At 73.7% G+C, this 21,430-nt stretch carries 21 protein-coding genes; 7 read left to right on the forward strand and 14 right to left on the reverse strand.

The window, feature by feature from the left end:
- Positions 1-141 precede the first annotated feature (141 nt).
- Genes M2302_RS07415 through pgsA form a run of 4 tightly spaced genes read right to left on the reverse strand, consistent with a single transcriptional unit; the run spans position 142 to position 3,395 of the window.
- Complete coding sequence (locus M2302_RS07415) at positions 142-636, reverse strand: hypothetical protein (protein ID WP_280837176.1); 495 nt, start codon at positions 634-636, stop codon at positions 142-144.
- A 17-nt stretch (positions 637-653) separates the two neighbouring features.
- Positions 654-1,823: a glycosyltransferase family 4 protein gene (locus tag M2302_RS07420; protein ID WP_280837177.1), complete on the reverse strand. Its 1,170-nt coding sequence runs from the start codon at positions 1,821-1,823 to the stop codon at positions 654-656.
- Positions 1,824-1,839: 16 nt separating this feature from the next.
- Positions 1,840-2,778 carry a phosphatidylinositol mannoside acyltransferase gene (locus M2302_RS07425; protein ID WP_280837178.1) on the reverse strand — a complete coding sequence of 313 codons (939 nt, stop codon included), beginning with the start codon at positions 2,776-2,778 and terminating at the stop codon, positions 1,840-1,842.
- Entirely contained in the window at positions 2,775-3,395 is a 621-nt protein-coding gene (gene pgsA / locus M2302_RS07430; protein ID WP_280837179.1) for a phosphatidylinositol phosphate synthase, read from the reverse strand. The genes M2302_RS07425 and pgsA overlap by 4 nt, the downstream gene beginning before the upstream one ends.
- 252 nt (positions 3,396-3,647) lie before the next feature.
- Between pgsA and M2302_RS07435 the strand changes: the two genes are divergently transcribed.
- A complete protein-coding gene (locus tag M2302_RS07435) occupies positions 3,648-5,810 on the forward strand; it encodes an elongation factor G-like protein EF-G2 (RefSeq protein WP_280837180.1) in 2,163 nt (720 codons plus the stop codon).
- A gap of 97 nt (positions 5,811-5,907) precedes the next feature.
- Here the strand turns inward: M2302_RS07435 and M2302_RS07440 are convergent, their stop codons facing one another.
- The gene (locus M2302_RS07440; RefSeq protein WP_280837181.1) at positions 5,908-6,966 is read right to left on the reverse strand and encodes an aldo/keto reductase; all 1,059 of its coding nucleotides are present in this window, start codon (positions 6,964-6,966) and stop codon (positions 5,908-5,910) included.
- Between the two features lie 55 nt (positions 6,967-7,021).
- Between M2302_RS07440 and M2302_RS07445 the strand changes: the two genes are divergently transcribed.
- Entirely contained in the window at positions 7,022-7,543 is a 522-nt protein-coding gene (locus M2302_RS07445) for a hypothetical protein (RefSeq protein WP_280837182.1), read from the forward strand.
- A gap of 161 nt (positions 7,544-7,704) precedes the next feature.
- On the opposite strand, the gene M2302_RS07450 is transcribed toward M2302_RS07445, so the two are convergent.
- From M2302_RS07450 to thrS, 3 genes are all read right to left on the reverse strand, one after another.
- On the reverse strand, positions 7,705-8,337 hold the full coding sequence (locus M2302_RS07450; RefSeq protein WP_280837183.1) for a hypothetical protein: 633 nt from the start codon (positions 8,335-8,337) through the stop codon (positions 7,705-7,707).
- A 50-nt stretch (positions 8,338-8,387) separates the two neighbouring features.
- A complete protein-coding gene (locus M2302_RS07455; protein ID WP_210777880.1) occupies positions 8,388-8,900 on the reverse strand; it encodes an HIT domain-containing protein in 513 nt (170 codons plus the stop codon).
- Between the two features lie 223 nt (positions 8,901-9,123).
- The gene (thrS, locus tag M2302_RS07460) at positions 9,124-11,130 is read right to left on the reverse strand and encodes a threonine--tRNA ligase (protein WP_280837184.1); all 2,007 of its coding nucleotides are present in this window, start codon (positions 11,128-11,130) and stop codon (positions 9,124-9,126) included.
- A gap of 210 nt (positions 11,131-11,340) precedes the next feature.
- Between thrS and M2302_RS07465 the strand changes: the two genes are divergently transcribed.
- On the forward strand, positions 11,341-12,201 hold the full coding sequence (locus M2302_RS07465; RefSeq protein WP_280837185.1) for a DUF1775 domain-containing protein: 861 nt from the start codon (positions 11,341-11,343) through the stop codon (positions 12,199-12,201).
- A gap of 2 nt (positions 12,202-12,203) precedes the next feature.
- Here the strand turns inward: M2302_RS07465 and M2302_RS07470 are convergent, their stop codons facing one another.
- Complete coding sequence (locus M2302_RS07470; protein WP_280837186.1) at positions 12,204-13,121, reverse strand: ADP-ribosylglycohydrolase family protein; 918 nt, start codon at positions 13,119-13,121, stop codon at positions 12,204-12,206.
- Between the two features lie 73 nt (positions 13,122-13,194).
- Between M2302_RS07470 and M2302_RS07475 the strand changes: the two genes are divergently transcribed.
- Together M2302_RS07475 and M2302_RS07480 are read left to right on the forward strand one after the other, a co-directional pair.
- The gene (locus M2302_RS07475; RefSeq protein WP_088962822.1) at positions 13,195-13,884 is read left to right on the forward strand and encodes a response regulator transcription factor; all 690 of its coding nucleotides are present in this window, start codon (positions 13,195-13,197) and stop codon (positions 13,882-13,884) included.
- 29 nt (positions 13,885-13,913) lie between these two features.
- The gene (locus M2302_RS07480; RefSeq protein WP_280837187.1) at positions 13,914-15,317 is read left to right on the forward strand and encodes a HAMP domain-containing sensor histidine kinase; all 1,404 of its coding nucleotides are present in this window, start codon (positions 13,914-13,916) and stop codon (positions 15,315-15,317) included.
- Positions 15,318-15,685: 368 nt separating this feature from the next.
- On the opposite strand, the gene M2302_RS07485 is transcribed toward M2302_RS07480, so the two are convergent.
- Genes M2302_RS07485 through M2302_RS07500 form a run of 4 tightly spaced genes read right to left on the reverse strand, consistent with a single transcriptional unit; the run spans position 15,686 to position 19,591 of the window.
- Positions 15,686-16,711: an adenosine deaminase gene (locus M2302_RS07485; protein WP_280837188.1), complete on the reverse strand. Its 1,026-nt coding sequence runs from the start codon at positions 16,709-16,711 to the stop codon at positions 15,686-15,688.
- A gap of 15 nt (positions 16,712-16,726) precedes the next feature.
- Positions 16,727-18,142 (reverse strand): transposase, encoded by a 1,416-nt coding sequence (locus tag M2302_RS07490; RefSeq protein ID WP_280837189.1) that lies wholly within the window; start codon positions 18,140-18,142, stop codon positions 16,727-16,729.
- The gene (locus tag M2302_RS07495) at positions 18,139-18,747 is read right to left on the reverse strand and encodes an IS607 family transposase (RefSeq protein WP_280837190.1); all 609 of its coding nucleotides are present in this window, start codon (positions 18,745-18,747) and stop codon (positions 18,139-18,141) included. The genes M2302_RS07490 and M2302_RS07495 overlap by 4 nt, the downstream gene beginning before the upstream one ends.
- Before the next feature lie 49 nt (positions 18,748-18,796).
- Positions 18,797-19,591: a trans-aconitate 2-methyltransferase gene (locus M2302_RS07500; RefSeq protein WP_280837191.1), complete on the reverse strand. Its 795-nt coding sequence runs from the start codon at positions 19,589-19,591 to the stop codon at positions 18,797-18,799.
- 85 nt (positions 19,592-19,676) lie between these two features.
- On the opposite strand from M2302_RS07500, the gene M2302_RS07505 reads away from it, so the two are divergent.
- Both M2302_RS07505 and M2302_RS07510 read left to right on the forward strand, forming a co-directional pair.
- A complete protein-coding gene (locus M2302_RS07505) occupies positions 19,677-20,660 on the forward strand; it encodes an aldo/keto reductase (RefSeq protein WP_280837192.1) in 984 nt (327 codons plus the stop codon).
- A gap of 88 nt (positions 20,661-20,748) precedes the next feature.
- Positions 20,749-20,943 (forward strand): hypothetical protein, encoded by a 195-nt coding sequence (locus M2302_RS07510; protein ID WP_280837193.1) that lies wholly within the window; start codon positions 20,749-20,751, stop codon positions 20,941-20,943.
- A 150-nt stretch (positions 20,944-21,093) separates the two neighbouring features.
- Here the strand turns inward: M2302_RS07510 and M2302_RS07515 are convergent, their stop codons facing one another.
- Positions 21,094-21,297, reverse strand: a complete 204-nt coding sequence (locus tag M2302_RS07515) for a cold-shock protein (protein ID WP_007075740.1) — start codon at positions 21,295-21,297, stop codon at positions 21,094-21,096.
- Positions 21,298-21,430: the final 133 nt, after the last annotated feature.

Raw genomic sequence — 21,430 nt, forward strand, 5'->3', positions numbered from 1 at the left:
GCTACGGCGGGTTCAACGCCGGTCCGACAGCCAATCAGACCCCTGGTGGCCTGCACTGTGGCTGCCGTCACCCGGAACCGGACAGCCGCCCGCACCGCCACGAAACCGGGCAGTCGGCACCAGCGGCGCCGAAAGCCGACGTCAGCTCGCGGGAGCCTCGGCGGCGACCACGAGCGTGGGGTCGTCGACGTCGAAGTAGCGGGGCCACGGGTGCCGGCGCCCCATCCGGCACAGCCGCACCAGCGGCCGGCTGCGCGCCGCGCGGGCGTCGCGGACCAGGTCGGTGTGCACCTGCCGGGCCAGCGCCAGCCGCCGACTGGCGGCGATCACCGCCTCGCAGACCGGGTCGGCCGGGTCCAGCCGCACCGTGCGCAACTGCCGGGTCAGGTCGTTCTCGGCGGCCTCCCGCTCCTCTGGCGGGGCGTCCAGCGCGATCCGCGCCGCCGCGTACAGCTCGACGCCGAAGCGCCGCTCGGCCAGCACCGCGGCGGCGGCCGCCCGGCGCAGCAGGTGCGCGTCGAGGGCCCGGGCCGCGGACTCCGCCCGGGACTGCAGCCGCTCGACCCGGCCGGCCGTCCAGACCAGGTACGCCGCGACCAGGGCGACGACCACGGTCGCGCCCACCACCCACCACATGTGCGGCATCGTAGTGCTCACACCGCCCCGCCCAGCCCCACCCATTCCTGGTCGATGACCCGGCCGTCGGTGGCCTCGATGGCCGCGGCGTAGACCTCCAGGACCCGGCGGGCGATCACCGGCCAGTCGTAGTGCGCCACCACCTGGTCGCCGCAGGCGGTCAGCGCGGCCCGGCCCGGCGGGTCGTCGAGCAGCTCGGCCAGGGCGGTACGCAGCGCGGCCGCGTCCCCGGTCGGGAAGAGCCGCCCGGCCCGCCCGCCGTCGAGCACCCGACGGAACGCGTCGAGGTCGCTGGCGACCACCGTGGTGCTCGCGGCCAGCGCCTCGGTGAGGATCATCCCGAAGGACTCCCCGCCGGTGTTCGGGGCGACGTAGAGGTGCACGCTGCGCAGCATCCGGGCCTTCTCCTGCTCGGGCACCATGCCGAGGAAGGTCACCCGGTCGCGCAGCTCGGCCGGGAACCGCCCGAACAGGTCGTCCGGGTCACCGGGGCCGGCCACCAGCAGGCGCAAGCCGGGCCGGTGCGGCGCCAGCGCGACGAAGGCGTCGCGCAGGATCGGGAACCCCTTGCGGGCCTCGGTGAAGCGACCGAGGAAGCCGAGCGTGCCGCCGGTGCCCGGCGCGCACTCCCCCGGCCAGCCGGGCAGCGGCGGCACGCCGGCGAACTTGGCCACCGCCACTCCGTTGGGGATCTCCACCGCGCCGCCGTCCATGTGCTCGACCTGGACCTTGCGGGCCAGGGCGCTGACCGCGATCCGGGCGGTGATCCGCTCCAGCACGATCTGCAGGACGCCCTGCGCGGCGGCGAGCACCCGGGAACGGGTCATCGCGGTGTGGAAGGTCGCCACCACCGGCCCGCGCGCGGAGAGCACCGCCAGCATCGACAGGCTCAGGGTCAGCGGCTCGTGCACGTGCAGCACGTCGAAGTCGCCCCGGGTCAGCCAGCGGCGCACCCGGGCGGTGGAGACCGGGCCGAACGCGATCCGGGCCACCGACCCGTTGTACGGCAGCGGCACGGCCCGCCCCGCCGAGACCACGTACGGCGGCAGCGTCGACTCCTCGTCGGCCGGGGCGAGCACGCTCACCTCGTGACCGAGCCCGATCAGTGCCTCGGCGAGGTCCATGACGTGGTTCTGCACCCCACCGGGTACGTCGAACGAGTACGGGCACACGATGCCGATCCGCACGTAGGCGCCCTTCCCGTCAGGCCTGGCCGGTGACCGGCGTCGGTGTTGTCGCGCCGCTGCCCGTACTCCGCTGGTCCAGCCACATCCGCTGCAGCATGTGCCAGTCTTCCGGATGCCGAGCGATGCCCGCCGCCAGACCGTCGGCAATCCGCTGGGTCAGCAGTCGGACCCGCTGGTCCAGCGGCGCCGAATCCGGGTCCGGCAGCGGCAGCGGACCCTCGAGCGAGGCGCAGGCGGCGTCCGGTTCGTACCACAGCGACGCGACGTAGAGCGGGGCGCCGGTGCGGACGGCCAGCAGCGCGGGGCCGGCCGGCATCCGGGTCCGGCCGCCGAAGAAGTCGACCTCCACTCCCCGGGCGGAGAGGTCCCGGTCGGCCAGCAGCGGCACCACCGTGCCGGCGCGGACCCGCTCCACCAGCACGTCGAAGACGGGCCGGTCGCCCCCGTGGGTGGGCAGGATCTCCATGCCCAGGCCCTGCCGGAAGGCGAGGAACCGCTCGTAGACCGCCTCGGGCTTGAGCCGCTCGGCGACGGTGGTGATCGGCCAGCCGGTGGCGGCGACCCAGGCCCCCGCCGCGTCCCAGTTGCCGGCGTGCGGCAGGGCGACCACCGCGCCCCGGCCGGCGGCCACGTCGGCGGCGAGCAGGTCCACCCCGGCCGGGTCCAGCCGGAACCCGGCGAGGATCTGGGCACGGCTCAGCGCCGGCAGCCGGAACGCCTCCATCCAGTACCGGGCGTACGAGCGCATCCCGCGCCGGACCAGCGCGTCCAGCTCCGCCTCGGGCAGGTCGGGGCCGACCACCCGGCGCAGGTTGGCGCGCAGTCGGGCCGTACCCGGGCCGCCTCGGCGGTGGGCGCGGTCCGCGCCCGCGGCGAAGGCCGCGGCCACCACGGGCCGGGGCAGCGCGCGGGCCAGGCGCCAGCCGGCGACGTAGCCGAGCTCGGTGAGGTTCACTCCTTGCCGACCAGCTGGGCCTGCCGGTACACGTGCGCCATGCGCTGCCCCACCGTGAAGATCGAGACGGCGGCGAGCAGCCAGAGCGCGACCTCCAGGGCGTGGTCCAGGCCGAGCCCGGTGAGCAGGCCGCCCACCCCCACGATCAGCAGTCGCTCGGTGCGCTCGGCGATGCCCACGTTGCCGGTCATGCCGAGCCCCTCGGCGCGGGCCTTGACGTAGGAGACCAGGCTGCCGGCGGCCAGGCAGAGCAGCGCCGCGGCCACCCCGGAGTAGTCGTGCTCGGTGGCCAGCCAGTACGCCACCGCGCCGAAGACGGCGCTGTCGGCGATCCGGTCCATGCTCGAGTCGAGGAACGCCCCGAACCGGGTGGCACCGCCGCTCATCCGGGCCATCGTCCCGTCGAGCAGGTCGGTGAGCGCGAAGAACGTCACGATGAGGGCGCCGGCGACCAGGTCACCCCGGGCGCCGAAGCCGAGGGCGCCGACGAGCACGCCGAGGGTGCCGGTCACGGTGACCGCGTTGGGGGACACGCCGGCGCGGAGCAGGCCGCGCGCGACCGGCTCCACGACACGGGTCATCCCCGCGCGGGCCGTCACTTGGAAGATCTTCGCCATGGCGGTCCCACGATAACGGCCGGCAGCGGTCGGCGACACAGCCGGTCGTCCGACCCGCGTGGCGCAGGCTTGTGTCGGGTCGGTAACGGGTGTGAGATCGGGTGTGGGGGGTGAGCCAGCTCACCGGCCCACCCGGCTGAATACCCGACGTCCAGGAGAGCACCGGAGGATATCGCCGCGGCACCCGCCCGGGCCCGCTTCCCCGTCGCGCGCGGCGGTCGCCACCAACCACGCTGAGGGAGGTGCGCCGCGATGGCGCAGAAGAACCAGGAGAAGGGTGTCACCGGCGCGGCGCCGGTGGTGACCGAGCCCAGCAGGGTTCGCAACGTGGTGCTCGTCGGGCACTCCGGGGCGGGCAAGACGACCCTGGTCGAGGCGCTGCTCGCGGCCAGCGGCACGATCGGCCGGGCCGGCAGCGTCACCGACGGCACCACCGTCTGCGACCACGACCCGGCGGCGGTACGCCAGCAGCGCTCGGTGAGCCTGGCCTGCGCGCCGCTCATGCACCAGGGCGTCAAGGTCAACCTGCTGGACACCCCGGGGTACGGCGACTTCGTCGGCGAGCTGCGGGCCGGTCTGCGGGCCGCCGACGCCGCGCTGTTCGTGGTCTCCGCGGCCGACGGGATGGACATGGCCACCGCCGCCCTGTGGGAGGAGTGCGCCGCGGTGGACATGCCGCGGGCCGTCGCGGTCTCCCGGCTGGACCACCCGCGCGCCGACTTCGACGAGGCGGTGGCGCTGTGCCAGCGGGTGTTCGGCGACAACGTGCTCCCGCTCTACCTGCCGATGCTCGGCGACGACGGCGTGTCGGTGGCCGGCCTGATGGGCCTGATCACCCGCCGGGTCTTCGACTACTCCGCCGGGCTGCCCGCCGCCGTGCGCGAGCCGGACCCGGAGCACCTGCCGGCGATCCTGGAGTCCCGCAACGAGCTGATCGAGGGGGTCATCGCCGAGAGCGAGGACGAGACTCTGATGGACCGCTACCTCGGCGGCGAGGAGATCGACACCGAGGTGCTGATCACCGACCTGGAGGAGGCGGTCGCCCGGGGCCACTTCTACCCGGTGGTGCCGGTCTGCGCGGAGACCGGCGTCGGCCTGGACGCGCTGCTGGACGGCCTGGTCGCCGCCTTCCCGTCCCCGCTGGAGCATGACGTGCCCGCGGTCACCGGCGTGGACGGCTCGCCCCGGCCGCCGCTGAGCTGCGACCCGGACGGCCCGCTGGTCGCCGAGGTGGTCAAGACGACCGTCGACCGGCACGTCGGCCGGGTCTCACTGGTACGGGTCTTCTCCGGCACGCTCCGCCCCGACCAGGTGGTGCACGTCTCCGGGCACGGCATGGCCGAACGCGGGCATCCCGACCACGACGCCGACGAGCGGGTCGGGCACATCTACACCCCGCTGGGCGCGACGCTGCGCGAGGTGACCACCTGCGTGGCGGGCGACCTCTGCGCGATCACCAAGTCGGGCAGCGCGGAGACCGGCGACACCATCTCCGCCAAGGAGGAGCCGCTGCTCGTCGCCCCCTGGACGATGCCCGAGCCGCTGCTGCCGGTGGCGATCGTGGCGAAGAGCCGGGCCGACGAGGACGCCCTGGCCCGCAACCTGGGCCGGCTGGTCGCCGGCGACCCGACGCTGCGCCTGGAGCGCAACCCGGAGACCCACCAGCTGGTGCTCTGGTGCATGGGCGAGGCGCACGCCGACGTGGTCCTCGACCGGCTGCGCAGCGGCGGCGTGGAGCTCGAGACCGAGCCGGTACGGGTGGCGCTGCGCGAGACGCTGACCGTCGGTGGCCGGGGCCACGGCCGGCACGTCAAGCAGTCCGGCGGCCACGGCCAGTACGCCGTCTGCGACATCGAGGTGGAGCCGCTGCCGCGCGGCGCAGGCTTCGAGTTCGTCGACCGGGTGGTCGGCGGGGCGGTCCCGCACAACTACATCCCGTCGGTGGAGAAGGGCGTGCGGGGGCAGATGGAACGCGGCCTGGTGGCCGGCTACCCGGTGGTGGACCTGCGGGTCACCCTCGTCGACGGCAAGGCGCACAGCGTCGACTCCTCCGACGCGGCCTTCCAGACCGCCGGCGCGCTGGCGCTGCGCGACGCCGCCGAGAAGGGGCAGCCGGCGCTGCTGGAGCCGGTGGACGAGGTGGTCATCCGGGTGCCCGACGGCTCCGTCGGCGCGGTGCTGGGTGACCTGTCCGGCCGGCGCAGCCGGGTGCTCGGCACCGAGCCCGACCCGGAGGCCGACGGGCGCACTCTGGTCCGCGCCGAGGTGCCCGCCACCGAACTGCTCCGCTACGCGGTCGAGCTCCGCTCGATGACCCACGGCACCGGCACCTTCACCCGCGACTTCGCCCGCTACGAGCCCATGCCCACCCACCTGGCCGACCAGGCCCGCAAGGAGCACAGCACCCGCACCTGACCCACTCCCTCCCCCCGGGCCCCCTGCGCCGCGCACGTTCAGAGAAAGAGTGCCTGTTCGCCGCTGGACAGCCACGCCTTCTCTGGAAGTGCGCGGGTCAGGGGCGGGCGGCGGGGACGGGGGGCATCGGCCAGTGGGGGCGGTCGGCGTCGCGCAGGGCGGCGGTGCGCAGGGCGGCGAGCTGACGTTCGACCTCGGCGAAATGGTCCGGGGCGAGCGGGCCGAGGCGCAGGGCGGCGGCGTTCTCCTCGACCTGGGCGACCGTCCGGCAGCCGGGAATCGGCACCGTCCGGGCGCTGCGGGCCCAGATCCAGCCCAGCGCGCCCTGGCTGAGGGTGCGCCCGTCCGCGGTGAGCGCGCCACGTACCGCCGCGACCCGGCGCAGCCACTCCGGCGCCGGGCGCCCGCCGCGGAACCACTCCAGCCAGGTCGGGGCGACGCCGCGTACGTCGTCGCGGGGCAGCGTGGACGTCGCGGTGTACTTGCCGGTGAGCAGCCCCATCCCGAGCGGGCTCCGGTTGACGCTGGCCAGGTCGTGCTTGTCGCAGGCGGCCAGCATCACCGGGGTGTCCCGGAGCACGGAAAGGGTGTGCTGCACGGCGGTGGCGTGCGGGGCCGCCTCGGCGAAGGCCGCCGCCCGGTCGGCCCGGTCGGTGCTCCAGCCGTACCCGCGGACGAGTCCCTCGGCGACCAGGTCCTCCAGCGTGCCGAGCAGCGCCTCCACCCGGGGCAGCGGCAGGTCGCCCAGGTGCAGCTGGTAGAGGTCGATCCGGTCGGTGTCCAGCCGGCGCAGTGAGTCGGTGACCGCCCGGCGCAGGTACGCCGGGGACGGGTCCTCACCGGTGGCCTGGCGGGTCTGCTCGTCGAAGGTGTAGCCCCACTTGGTGGCGATCACGGCCTCGTCCCGCCGGCCGGCGAGCGCCCGGCCGAGGACCCGCTCGCCGTGCCCGGCCCCGTACGTGTCGGCGGTGTCGAAGAGGGTCACGCCGAGGTCCAGCGCACGCCGTACGGCCCGGACCGACTCCTCGTCGTCGACCCGGCCCCAACCCAGCGGCCGGGCGCCCTCGGCCCAGGGGCCACCGATCGCCCAGCACCCCATGCCGAGGGCGCTGACCTCGATGCCGCTGCGGCCCAACGTCCGCGTCGTCACTGCCATCGCCGCATCCTGCCACCTCCACCCGACAGACGGGCGGGAACATCACCTGTCGTGCATGATCGACCCCATGGGACGGCTGGGCGTGGACGTCGGCGGTGTGATCATCGAGCTGAGCGACGGAAACGAGGACACCTCGTTCTTCGGCGACAACTACCTGCGCACACCCCCGCTGGACGGGGTGTTCGGGGCGCTGGCCGCGCTGGTCCCCCGCTTCGACGAGGTGTACGTGGTGTCGAAGTGCGCCGAGCCGACCGAGCAGCGGACCCGGGACTGGCTGGCCCACCACGACTTCCACGCCCGCACGGGGATCGGCCCGGAGCGGCTGCGCTTCTGCCGTACCCGCCCGGAGAAGGCACCGATCGCCGCGCAGCTCGGGCTGACCCACTTCGTCGACGACCGGCTGGAGGTGCTCAGCTATCTCGACATGGTGCCGCACCGGTACCTGATGCGACCCCGGGAGGACGAGGTCGCCGCGTACCGCGCCCACCTGGCCGGCGTGCATCGGGTCGAGAGCTGGCCGGAGCTGGTGGCGCAGATCTCCGCGGACGCCGGGGAGGGCACCGCCGACCGGCGCTGACCCCGCGAGACCCGCCGTCCGCCGCGCACCCGACGGCGGTACGGCCCGGCGCGCGGCCGGCGGCCGTCAGCGCCGGGGCGGAAAGGAGGCAGCCGTCCGCGCCGGAGCGCGGAGACGAGTGGCAGCCGCCAGCGCTCGAACGCGGAGACGAGCGGCGGCCGTCAGCGCCGGATCGCGGAGGCGAGCGGCAACGGGGTCGACTGGCCCTCCCAGCTGCCGGTCAGCACGGCACCGGCCGGCGAGGTGCCGCGGTCGAGCCGGCGGACGACCGCCAGCTCGACGGTGTCGGTGACGATCAGCGTCGGGTCGGCGTCCACCACTCGGCGGGGCGTACCGACCTCGGGCAGCCCGGCGTCGTCGGCACCGCTGCTGTCGATGGCCATCGTCGGCGCCCGCCGCTCCTGCCCGCCGTCGACCTCGACGTACTCCTGGGCCTGGCCGGATCCGGTGAGGATCGCGGCGGCCAGCGCGGCGGCGTAGACCGGGTCGCCGCAGGCGTCGTAGACCCAGCGGCGGCCGAGTACCGAGTGCGCGGTGGTGCCGACCAGCCGGTCGTCGGCGCCGGCCAGCGGCGCGCCCCGGTAGGTGAGCGGGACCTGGTGGACCGGCCCGTCACCGGCCCGGACGAGCAGGGTCTCGATGCCGACCTCTCCGGCCGGGTCGTCGAACCGGTAGCCCGCGACGCGCACCACCTCGACCCCGGCGGGTCCGTCGTACCAGCTTCGGCCGGGCAGCCACTCGGTGAGCAGTTCCAGCTTCGTGGGGCGCAGCGTGGCGCGGTGCAGCAGGGCCATGCGCAAGATCGTATGCCCGGCCGGCCGCGCGAGCCGGCCCGGCGCGGGGGTCAGGCCGGCCAGGCCTTGGCGAACAGGTCGCGGGTGTCGGCCAGCAGCTGCGGCAGGACCTTCGTCCGGCCGATCACCGGCATGAAGTTGGCGTCGCCGCCCCAGCGCGGCACCACGTGCTGGTGCAGGTGGGCGGCGATGCCGGCGCCGGCGACGCCGCCCTGGTTCATGCCGAGGTTGAACCCGTGCGCGTTGCTGACCGTGCGGACCACCCGCATCGCGGTCTGGGTGTACACGCCCAGCTCGATGGTCTCCGCCGGGTCCAGGTCGGTGTAGTCGGCCACGTGCCGGTACGGGCAGACCAGCAGGTGCCCCGGGTTGTACGGGTAGAGGTTGAGCACCGCGAAGACGCGCTCCCCGCGCGCCACGACCAGGCTCTCCCCCTCGGGCAGCCCGGGGGCCAGGCAGAACGGGCAGCCGGTGGGCTTCTCGTAGCCGCCCTCGGGACGGTCCTCGCCGGAGATGTAGGTCATCCGGTGCGGTGTCCAGAGCCGCTCCAGCCCGTCCGCCAGGCCGGTGTCGCCGGTGAGGTCCGTGCCGTCGTCAGAGTGCCGCGCCGCCCCAGTCACACGCCGATCCTACGGTCACCGCGCCGGATCCCACCCGTCCCCACCGCCCCACCGGAACCGGGCCGCGCTCCCCCTCGCGGGCACTTTCCGAGAAGGGTGGCCATCCGTCGAGGAACAGCCACCCCTTCTCGGGAAGTGCGTGGATCTTGCGGTCGGCCCGGCGGGGTCAGCTCTTGACGGACGGGCCGGAGTTGGATCGGGAGCTCACCACGTCCAGCACGTGGGTGACCGCCTCGGCCATCGGCACGCCGTTGCGCTGCGAACCGTCCCGGTAGCGGAAGGAGACCGTGCCGGCGGCCACGTCGTCGTCGCCGGCGATCACCATGAACGGGATCTTCTGCTGCTGGGCGGTGCGGATCTTCTTCTGCATCCGGTCGTCGCCCGCGTCCACCTGGGCCCGGATCCCCTCGGCGCGCAGCGCCGCGACGAAGCCGTGCAGGTAGTCGGTGTGGTCCTCGCGGATCGGGATGCCGACCACCTGCACCGGGGCCAGCCAGGCCGGGAAGGCGCCCGCGTAGTGCTCGGTGAGCACGCCGAAGAAGCGCTCGATCGAGCCGAAGAGGGCCCGGTGGATCATCACCGGCCGCTGCCGGCTGCCGTCCGCCGCCTGGTACTCCAGGCCGAAGCGCTCCGGCTGGTTGAAGTCGACCTGGATGGTGGACATCTGCCAGGTCCGGCCGATGGCGTCCTTGGCCTGCACCGAGATCTTCGGGCCGTAGAAGGCCGCGCCGCCCGGGTCGGGCACCAGGTCCAGCCCGGAGGACTCGGCGGCGGTGCGCAGCGCCTCGGTCGCCTCCGCCCAGTCCTCGTCCGACCCGATGAACTTGGGCGAGTCGTCGCGGGTGGACAGCTCCAGGTAGAAGTCGTCCAGGCCGTAGTCGCGCAGCAGGTCTAGCACGAACGACAGCAGGGTGGACAGCTCACCGGGCATCTGCTCACGGGTGCAGTAGATGTGCGAGTCGTCCTGGGTCAGGCCGCGTACCCGGGTCAGGCCGTGCACCACGCCGGACTTCTCGTACCGGTAGACCGTGCCGAACTCGAACAGCCGCAGCGGCAGCTCCCGGTAGGACCGCCCGCGCGCCCGGAAGATCAGGTTGTGCATCGGGCAGTTCATCGCCTTGAGGTAGTAGTCCGCGCCCTCCAGCTGCATGGGCGGGAACATCGTCTCGGCGTAGTAGGGCAGGTGCCCGGAGGTCTCGAACAGATGCGCCTTGGTGATGTGCGGCGTGTTGACGAACTCGTACCCGGCCGCCTCGTGCCGGCGGCGCGAGTAGTTCTCCATCTCCCGGCGGATGATGCCGCCCTTGGGGTGGAAGACCGCCAGGCCCGAGCCGACCTCGTCGGGGAAGCTGAACAGGTCGAGGTCCGCGCCGAGCTTGCGGTGGTCGCGCCGGGCGGCCTCCTCCAGCAGCTTCAGGTACGCCTTCAGCTCGTCCCGGGTCGGCCACGCGGTGCCGTACACCCGCTGCAGCTGCGGGTTCTTCTCCGACCCCCGCCAGTACGCGGCGGCCGAGCGCATCAGCTTGAACGCGCCGATCAGCCGGGTGGTGGGCAGGTGGGGCCCCCGGCACAGGTCGGACCAGCAGACCTTGTCCTCGTTCGCGGCGAGGTTGTCGTAGATGGTCAGCTCGCCGCCGCCCACCTCCATCACCTCGGAGGAGTCCAGCCCCTCCCCCTTGACGTCGATCAGCTCCAGCTTGAACGGCTCGGCGGCCAGCTCGGCCTTCGCCTCGTCCAGGCTGTTGAAGCGGCGACGGCGGAACCGCTGGCCGGACTTGATGATCTCCTGCATGCGCTTCTCGAGCTTGCTCAGGTCGTCCGGCTGGAACGGCTTGTCGACGGCGAAGTCGTAGTAAAAGCCGTTCTCGATGGGCGGACCGATGCCGAGCTTGGCCTCCGGGAAGACGTCCTGCACGGCCTGGGCGAGCACGTGCGCCGTCGAGTGGCGCAGCACGTTGAGCCCGTCCGGCGAGTCGAGGGTGACCGGCTCGACGCTGGTCTCCTCGGCCGGCTTCCAGTCCAGGTCGCGCAGCACGCCCTGCGGGTCGCGGACCACCACGATCGCCTTCGGCCCGGCCATGGGCAGCCCGGCCGCGGCCACCGCGTCGGCCGCCGTCGTCCCGGCGGCGACGACGACGGGGTCGGCCACGACGGGGGTACGGGGTGCGGACACGGTGACTCCTCAACTGCAGACGGTACGGATGCTGCCGGTTCCGGCTCCTGCGATGCTATCGGTCGCCCGTTTCCGCCCGGTCGTCGGGAAAGGATGGGCCCGCGTGTCCCGCCCGCCGCGCAGATCGTGCCGGCGCGGATTGAACCTTTCCGACCCGCGATCCGAACTACCCGGTGTGGCCGGAAACCGGAGCCGGCCGCGTGGAGACGGATGGGGGCACAGATGGCGATCACCCGCAACGGCGGCCGGCGGGCGGGTCTCGTGCTGGCCGCCGCGGTCGCCGGGGCGCTGGCCTGGCCTGGCGCGGCGCTGGCGGCGGACGTGACGACCACGCCGACGCAGGCGAACCAGGGCGACGCGGTGGAGATGACGTTCGTGGTGCCGGAGGAGCGGCCCGGCGCGCGCACCGAGAAGATCGAGGTCAAGCTACCCCCGGACGCCCCGATCGGGGAGGTCTACCCGTTGTCGGTGGACGGCTGGGCGCCCCTGATCACCTCCCGCGACCTGGACGCCCCGGTGGCCGGCATCCACGCGCCCTCGGTGACCACGGTGACCGCCGCGGTGGTCTGGACCCGGGCCGCCGGGAAGCCGCAGCCCGGCCCGGCCCGGCTCGCCCTGGCGATGGGCCCGCTGCCGCAGACCGACCGGATGAGCTTCGAGGTGGTGCAGACGTACTCCGACGGCACGGTGGTGCGCTGGGCCGACCCGGCCGGTGGCGCCCACCCGGCCCCGACCCTGGCCCTGCTTCCGGCGGCCCCCGGGGCGGCGACCGGACACGGCCACGGCGGCCCGGACGCCGCGCCGGCCGCCGGCGGGGACGAGGCGGCGGCCGACCCGGGCGCGGCGGACGGCGGTCCGAGCGCGGACGTGCTGCTCGGCGGCGGTCTGCTGATCGGCCTCGGCGGTGGCGCCCTGGTCGGCTGGGCGGTGAGCCGGGGACGGCACCGGGCCGAGCCGGCGGACGACGTCGAGGGCGACCAGCCCGACGGCGAGCCGTCGACGGACGAACAGCCCGAGGGCGAGCGCTCGCTGACCGACCGGGCCAAGGGCGAGCCGGTGGGGTCGCGCTGAGTTCAGCGCGCCCAGTCCGGCAGCGGCTCCCGCGCCGCCAGCCAGCCGTCGGGCACGCCGCCCGGCGTACCGACCCCGGTGTGGGCGGCGACGATCGCGCCGACGATCGCGGCGGTGGTGTCGACGTCCCCGCCCGCCTCGACGCAGGCCCGGATCGCCGCCGGGTAGTCGTCGAGGTGGGTGGCGGCGACCCAGAGGGTGAAGGCCACGGTGTCCTGGGCGGTCACCCGGGAGCCGTTGCCGAGCGCCTCGACGGCCTCCGGCAGCGCCCGGCCGAGCAGCCCGACGGCGCGGCGTACCCGGCGGTGCACCTCGGCGGCCGGGTCCAGCGCGGCGGCGACCGCCGCGAGCAGCCGGGCCGGGTCGGGGCGGTCGCCGTCCAGGCGGGCCCGGGCGGCGAGCGCGGCGGCCACGGCCACCGCGACGGCGCCGGCGATCCCCTCCGGGTGGGCGTGGGTGACCTCGGCGGAGGCGCGGGCCTGCGCCGCCGCCCGGGTGGTGGAGTCGGCGAACCAGGCGCCCAGCGGCCCGACCCGCATCGCCGCGCCGTTGCCGCAGGAACCCTGCCCGTCGAACGCCGACGCGGCAGCCACCGGCCACGGCGTGCCGGCCCGGATCAGTTCGAGCAGCTCGACGGCGCCGGCGCCGTAGCGGCGGGCCGGGTCGTAGCGGGCGGCGAAGGCGGCGGCGAGGGCGTCCCGGTCGATCGTGCCGGCGTCGGCCAGGCAGCCCACCACCGAACAGGCCATCTCGGTGTCGTCACTCCACGGCCACGGCCCGGCCGGCAGGCCGTCCCGCCAGGGTGCCACGCCCCGCCCGGGCACGAAGAACATCCCGCCCAGGGCGTCGCCGACGGAGAGACCGGTGAGACTGTCCCGGGCCAGGGCCAGCCGGGTGTCGGGAAACAGGGTGAACGTCATCGTCGTGCCAGCTTGCCCGGTGCGCGGGCCCTCCGCAACGCGATCAACTTGCCACGGGCAGTACGGTGCTGACGTGGCCACCGTGCTCCTGGTCGAAGACGACCACGTCGTACGCGGCGCGATGCTGCGTTCACTCAGCGAGCGGGGGCACGCGGTGCACGCGGTCGGCACGGCGCTGGACGCGCTGCGCCGGGTCGCCGCCGAGACCCCCGACCTCGTCGTGCTCGACCTCGGCCTGCCCGACCTGGACGGCTCGGACGCGCTGCGGATGCTGCGCGGCATCACCGACGTACCGATCATCATCGCCACCGCCCGCGACGACGAGCAGTCGGTGGTCCGGTTGCTGCGGGCCGGCGCGGACGACTACATGGTCAAACCGTTCACCGGCGCGCACCTGGACGCCCGGATCACCACCGTGCTGCGCCGGGTCGGCCGGGCCAGCCGGACGGTGCAGCCGGCGGTGCACACGGTGGGCGGCCTGCGGGTGGACGTGGGCGAGCGCAGCGCGGTGCTCGACGGGGAGCCGCTGGCGCTGACCCGCAAGGAATTCGACCTGCTGGCGTATCTCGCCGCACGACCCGGCCGGGTAGTGTCCCGGCGGGAGCTCTTGGAGGAGGTATGGCGGCAGCCGTCGGTCGGCGAGGACCAGACCATCGACGTTCACCTGTACTGGCTACGCCGAAAGATGGGCGAGTCCGCGGCGAAGCCGCGCTACCTGCGCACCGTGCGGGGGGTGGGCTTCCGACTGGTGGCCCCGGACTGAGGCTGGCGCTGGCCTACCTCACGGCCGGCATGTGCGCGCTGGTCGCGCTGGCGTTCCTGATCCCGCTCGGGGTGAGCCTGCGCGACGACGTCCGCGACGAGGCGCTGGCCGACGCGGCCCGGCGCAGCGCGCTGGTCACCGGAGCGTTGGCGGTCAGCACCGAACCGGCGGCCGTGCGGCGGGCCGTGGAGGCGACCGGGGACGACCCGGCGACCCGGCCGGTGGTGCACGGGCTGGGCGGGGACGAGACGGGCGGCCGGGCCGCCGAGGCGGACCTGCAACGGGCCCGTACGGAGAAACGGTCGGTGGTCACCGACGTCTCCGGCGGGGTGCTGCGGCTGGACCCGGTGGTGCTCGACGGCCGGGTGGCCGTGGTGGAGGTGTTCGTCCCCGAGGCCGATCTCGGCGAGGGCTCCGGCGACACCTGGCTGCTGCTGAGCGCCGTCGCGGTGGCCCTGGTCGGCGCCGCCGTGATCGTGGTGGACCGGGTGGCGGCCCGCGCGGTGGACTCCACCCGGGGGCTGGTCAAGGCGGCCCTGGCCGTCGGGGACGGCGACCTGGGCGTACGCGTCGAGCCGAGCGGCCCGCGGGAGCTGGCCGAGGCCGGGTACGCGTTCAACCGGATGGCCGACCGGCTGGTTGCCTCCCGCACCGACGAACGGGAGCTGGTGGCGGACCTGTCGCACCGGCTGCGGACGCCGCTGACGGTGCTGCGGCTGGACGCCGAGGGGCTGGACTCCGACGACACCAGCGTCGGCTCGTTCACCCCGGCCGAGCTGGACCGGCGGCGCACGATCCGGCGCATCCGGCAGGCGATCGTCACCCTCGAGGGCGAGATCGACGTGCTGATCAAGACCACCCGCAAGGCGGTGGCCCACGAGGCCGGGCCGGCGGAGTGCGACGTCAGCGAGGTGGTCCGGGACCGGATGGTGTTCTGGGCGGCGCTGGCCGGCGACCAGAACCGGCCGCACCGGGTCAGCGGCGCCCAGCTGCGCATCCCCGCGCCGGTGCCGCGCGCCGAACTGGCCGCCGCGTTGGACGCGGTGATCGGCAACGTGTTCCGCTACACCCCGCAGGGGACGGCGTTCGAGGTGGCCGTCTCCCGCCGGGACGGCTACGTGGCGATCCGGATCGACGACGCCGGCCCCGGCATCGCCAATCCGGACCGGGCGCTGCGCCGGGGCGCCAGCGACCAGGGCTCCACCGGGCTGGGGCTGGACATCGCCAAGCGGGTGGCATTGCAGGCCAACGGTTCGGTGAGCATCGACCGGGCCCGGCTGGGCGGGGCCAGCGTGGTGATGCTGCTGGCCGACCCGGAGGCGACGCCCCGACAGGTCAACCGCTTCGGGCTGGTCGGCCGGATGGCCCGGGAGGCCCGGGAGCAGAAGACCGGCGGGCGCCGGTGGCCCCGGCAGCGTCCAGCCGACGACTGACCACCTGGGCCGGCAGCGCCGTTCCGGAAACGGGACGCTCCGGCGGCGAGGCGGGCGGGCGCGCGCTGGTTGTGGGGTGGCGCAAGTCTTCCTTAGATCCGGGTTAACGCGGGCGCCAGTGCGGCAAGACGCTGCCAGGATCAGGGAGAACCCATCAGCTCCACCGGTCTTGTCGCCCCTGACAACTGCCGGCCGGTGGAGCCCGAGCGCGCGGCGGGGGCACGGTCCCCCCACACCCGCCCCCGCCGCGCGCCCCACCTCTCACCGACAGTCGTGAGGTGCCCCGATGAGCCCGTCCGTGACCCGGCTGCTGCGCTGGGCCGCCGTGGCCGGCCGACCCGGCCCGGCCACGCGACGCGCCCCGAGGCTCAGCGCGTCCCGGTTGCCAACCAGGCGTCGATCTCGGCGCTGATCCGGGCCTTCTCGCCCGGTTCGAGGAACGAGGCGGTCACCCCGTCCCGGGCCAGCGCGGCCACCCCCTCGGGGCCGACGTCGAGCAGCGCGGCGGCCACCGCGTACTCGTCGTTGAGGGTGGTGCCGAACATCGGCGGGTCGTCGGAGTTGATGCTGACCAGCACGCCTGCGTCGACCAGCCGCCGCAACGGGTGCTCCGCCAGCCGCGCCACGGCCCGGGTACGGACGTTGGAGGTCGGGCAGACCTCCAACGCGATCCGGTGCTCGGCCAGGTACGCCAGCAGCTCCGGGTCCTCGGCGGCGGAGATGCCGTGCCCGATCCGCTCGGCGCCCAGATCGCGCAGGGCGTCCCAGACCGTCTGCGGGCCGGTGGTCTCCCCCGCGTGCGGCACCGAGCGCAGCCCGGCCGCCCGGGCCTGGTCGAAGTACGGCTTGAACTGCGGCCGGGGCACCCCGATCTCGGGGCCGCCGAGGCCGAAGCTGATCAGCCCGTCCGGCCGCTCCTCCAGCGCGATCCGCAGGGTCTCCTCGGCCGCCGGCAGCCCGGCCTCGCCCGGAATGTCGAAGCACCAGCGCAGGGCGATGCCGAAGTCGGCCTCGGCCCGCTTGCGGGCGTCCTCGATCGCCTCACAGAACGCCGGGGCGGGGATGCCCCGGCGCACGTGCGAGTACGGGGTGATGGTCAGCTCGGCGTACCGGACCTGCTGGCGGGCCAGCTCGCGGGCCACCTCGTGGGTGAGGATCCAGACGTCCTCCGGGTCGCGGATCAGGTCCACGACGCTGAGGTACACCTCGATGAAGTGGGCGAAGTCGCGGAACGCGAAATAGTCGACGAGCGCCGCCGGGTCCGCCGGGACCGGGCTGCGCCCCTCGTGCCGGGCGGCCAGCTCGGCGACGATGCGGGGCGAGGCGGAGCCGACGTGGTGCACGTGCAGCTCCACCTTGGGCAGTCCGGCGATGAAGGTGGGCAGGTCGATCACAGGTTCTGCTTCCTACTAGTTGCTCATTGCTGAGCAGTTCGGATAATTCGCTCTCCGCCCAGCGGGCGTTGGGCTGGAGTCCTGGACCGGCAGTCTGGTCCGGTGGCGATCGGTCCGCTCCTGCAAGATCTGCTTCACCGCGTGGTGCGGGGTGTGCAGGGCGATGTCGGGGTCGCCGGCTCGTTGCAGGATGTTGATCGCAGCGTTCACGTCGGCCTGCCACACCACGCTGCACAAGGTGCAGTGAAGCCGGTCCCCGCTGCGTCGGCCGAGCCGGCCGCAGCGGTGACAGGCTTGTGAGGTGTAGGCGGCGTTGACGTGCACGAGCGCAGAACCTCTGCGCTCCGACACGTTCGCCAACGCCTCGGCGGTGACCCCTTTGGTCCAGGCGGCGAGGCGTCTGTTCGTGTTCTTGCCCAGCCGCTTGCGCCCGGCGAAGCTCTTCGTGAGATCCTCGGCGACTACGGTGGCGGCCTTGTCGACGACCCGGTGTGCGGCGGTGAATATCTCCGTGCGGACCCGCGCCTGATGTCGGGTGGCCTGCCGGTTCCGCTTCCCCGTGCCGAGGTTGTTCACTTTGATTCTGGCCGCTTTCGCGCGGTCCCCGCGCTGGGCCGCGCTGTTGGCGATCGACCGTAGTTTCGCCCGGCGTCGGTTGCGTTCCTTCAACCGGTCCGACTCTCCGGTGAGCAGCTCGCCGAGACTGGTGCCGTGGTGTTTCCCGTCGGAGTCGGTCAACGCCTCGGTGTACCCCTTGTCCACCCCGAGTGTCCGATCGCCGCAGGGGCGTTGCGACGTCCTCATCTCCGCGGCGTCGATCTGGTAGTGCACCTCGACCCGGCCGCCGCGCAGGATCAGCCGCAGCGTGCCGGCCGGGGCGACGGTAGTCGACAGCGGAATCTTGACCGTCTTGCGGCGCTCAAGGCCGGGGACCGCCAACCACAGCCGGCCTCGGGCGTCGAGCTTGCTGTTGTGCTGATCGGCGCGGACGACAATCTGATCGTGGGTGCGGTTCTTACCGCGCTTCCAGTGCTTGCGCATCTGGCGGGCGAGGACCGGATCCCCGGCCCACTTGTCGGTCTTCAGCGCGGTGAACAGCCGCTTACGCTCGTCGGGATCAGCGGTGCGCCTGCCGACCGCCCGGCGTGCCTGGACTTTGGCCGCGGCTAGGTTCGCCGCGATGTCGGTCACCGCGTCTCGGACAGTTTCCTTCCAGGCGTTTGCCAGCACACCGAACTGGGCGTGGGTGTTTTCGGCCAGCCACTGGTCCCGGATCTGCCGGTCTTTTAGTCCGGACCCGACCCCATCTATCGAGCCGTAGCGCTGCCACACCTCGCCGCGCACCCGCCCCAGCCGGCGTGCCTGCCGCACCAGGGCGGCGTACTTACCCGCGTTCAGCTGGGCCGAGTAGGCGATCCGGGTTGCCTTCACCGGTCTTCACCCGCGGTCAGATCGGCCCCTTTGAGCTCCTTCTCGTAGCGCCGCAGACCGTACAGCCGGCACGAGAAGGTGTGCACGATCGCCAGCAGATCCTCAACCATCTCCTGCTGCGGCGACAGTGACTCCTGGTTGGCGACGATGATCTCGCATCCGTTGCGGGCGGCCACGTGTTCCAGAAAGTCGAAGCCGAACCGGGCCAGCCGGTCCTTGTGCGCCACCACGAGCGTGGCGATCTCGCCGCGGGCGATCGTGTCCATCAGCGCGAGGAACTTCTTGCGGCGCAGGTTCATCCCGCCGCCGACCTCGCTGACCCATTCGTCAACGGCAAGGCCACGCGCCAGGCAGAACTGCTGCATCGACTCGACCTGGGAGGCCAGGTCAGCCTTCTGCCCAGGTGACGAAACCCGGCAGTACACCACGACTTTGCGCCGGGTGGTGTCGAACCCTGGCTGCATCACCTTGCGCACGTCGGAATCGTCGAAGTACCGCTGGCCGGACGGCAGACGGCGGGCCGTGATCCGACCCTCAGCCTCCCATCGACGCACGGTGCTCACCGAGCGGCCTACCCGCTTGGCGAACTCCCCAATCCGATACACGTAGCCATAATAGGCAAGTATAAGCAGGTCTGATGAGGGAAGCTGTGTTCTACTCACTTCTCCTCGCCCTCGGGCCGGTACGGGCGACGGTGAAGATCCGGCGGAACGGGAAGTACACCTGACCCTGCCGCACCGGGTACGCCTCGGCGAGGCGTACCCCCAGCTCGGCCCGGAAGTCCGCCCAGCCGGCGGCGTCCAGCGCGGCCCGGACCGGTCGCAGCGCGGTCCCCTCCATCCAGGCCAGCACCGGGTGGTCGGCGGCGGGGTCGGCCGGCAGCAGGTGCACGTAGACAGTCTCCCAGGCGTCGACCGCGCAGCCGGCGGCGGTCAGCGACGCGACGTACCCGACGGCGTCGTCGACCGGGGTCTCGCGCAGCAGCGGCGCCAGCGTGGCGGCCCAGCGGTCCCGGCGGGCGACCTCGCGCAGCGCCCGGTGCGAGGGGGCGTCGAAGTTGCCGGGGACCTGGAACGCCAGCCAGGCGCCGGCGGGCAGCTCGCGGGCCCAGCGGGCGAGCAGCTCCCGGTGCTCCGGCACCCACTGGAGCACGGCGTTGCAGACGACCACGTCGACGTCGGGCGCGGGTCGCCAGTCCCGGACGTCACCGACGGCGAACTCGACCGGGGCGGCCAGGGCGGCGGCCCGGTCGATCATCTCCGGGGACGAGTCGAGGCCGCGGATCTCGGCGGCCGGCCAGCGGGCGGCGAGGGTGGCGGTCAGGGTGCCGGGCCCGCAGCCGAGGTCGACCACGGCGCGCGGCCGGTCGGCCGGGACACGGGCGACGAGGTCGTGGAACGGGCGGGACCGTTCGTCGCCGTAGCGCAGGTAGGTCGTCGGATCCCACATCGCTGTCTCCAAGCCGTACGTACGTCTTGCTATGACCCTACGGCCCCCGCTGCGGTCCGGCAAGGCGGTCACTAGGCTTCCTCCGATGGAACAGCGCAGCTTCGACCGGCTCGGCCGGCGGGTGGGTGTGGTCGGCCTCGGCGCCTGGCAGCTCGGCGCCGACTGGGGTCGGGTCAGCGAGAGCGAGGCCCTGGCCGTGCTCGCCGCCGCCGTGGACTCCGGAGTGACCTTCCTGGACACCGCCGACGTCTACGGCGACGGGCGCAGCGAGCAGCTGATCGGGCGGTTCCTGCGCGAGCGGCCCGGGCACGGCCTGACCGTGGCCACCAAGATGGGCCGCCGGGTGGAGCAGACGCCCGAGGCCTACACCCTGGACAACTTCCGGGCCTGGACCGACCGGTCCCGGGCCAACCTCGGCACAAACATCCTGGACCTGGTCCAGCTGCACTGCCCGCCCACCGCCGTCTTCGCCGACGACCGGGTCTTCGACGCCCTCGACGCGCTGGTCGCCGAAGAGCGCGTCGCCGGCTACGGGGTCAGCGTGGAGACCTGCGACCAGGCGCTCACCGCCATCGCGCGGCCCGGCGTCGCCAGCGTGCAGATCATCCTCAACGCGGTCCGACTCAAGCCCCTGGAGCGGGTGCTGCCGGCCGCCGCCGCGGCCGGGGTGGGCATCATCGCCCGGGTGCCGCTGGCCAGCGGCCTGCTCTCCGGCCGGTACGACGAACACACCACCTTCGCCGCCGACGACCACCGCACCTACAACCGGCGTGGGGAGAGCTTCGACGTCGGCGAGACCTTCTCCGGCGTCGACTACGACCTCGGCCTGGCGGTCGTGCGGCGGCTCGCCCCGCTGGTCGGCCCGGACCGCACGATGGCCCAGTTCGCGCTGCGCTGGATCATCGACCAGCCGGGCGTCACCGTGGTCATCCCCGGCGCGCGCGACGCCGCGCAGGCGCGGGGCAACGCCGCCGCGGCCGACCTGCCGCCGCTGACCGCCGCCGAGCGGGACACGGTCCGGACGGTCTACGACGAGCTGGTCCGTGCCTGGGTGCACGACCGGTGGTGAGCTGCGCCGGGGCGGTGCTCGCGCACCGGCCGGACGGGTCGCATGCTGATCGGAGGCCGGGACCACCGGCGCGGGTGAGGAGGAACCGATGAGGGGCTGGCTGACGCTCGCCCTCGGGCTGCTGGCCGTGGTGGTCGGAGCGGTGTGGACGGTGCAGGGCCTCGGGTACGTCGACGGCAGCGTGATGACCGACCACCGGATCTGGGCGGTGGTCGGCCCGGTGGTGATCCTGATCGGACTCGTGGTGCTCTGGCGGGGCCTGAAGGCCCGCCGGCGCACCTGACCCACCCGGGTGGCGAACGCGCGCCGGGCGCGCGGTGGGCCGGCACCGGGCCCGGACACGCGGAAAGCCCCGCGTCCCTGCAGGACACGGGGCTTCTCGTCGATCCGGGGGGCCGGATCACCCGGGCCGGCGGCTGCCGACCGGCACTACTCAGATGGGGCGGACCTGCTCGGCCTGCGGACCCTTCTGACCCTGGGCGATCTCGAACTCCACCCGCTGGTTCTCCTCCAGCGTGCGGTAGCCGCTGGTCTGGATGGCCGAGAAGTGGACGAACACGTCAGCACCCCCGCCGTCGACGGTGATGAAGCCGAAGCCCTTGTCAGCGTTGAACCACTTCACGGTTCCCTGCGCCATGTGTATCTCCTTCTAAAACTGGCGGCCGAGCACGCCGTGCGGCCGATTGGCCGTTTTCGAGCAGCGGCGCCTGAGGCGGCCCCCACGAAGGAAACTTCTCTCAACCCACGCCATCTCGCAACAGCCGGGCCAG

It is taken from the genome of Micromonospora sp. A200, from assembly GCF_029893845.1.
In the GTDB taxonomy this organism is placed as follows: domain Bacteria; phylum Actinomycetota; class Actinomycetes; order Mycobacteriales; family Micromonosporaceae; genus Micromonospora; species Micromonospora purpureochromogenes.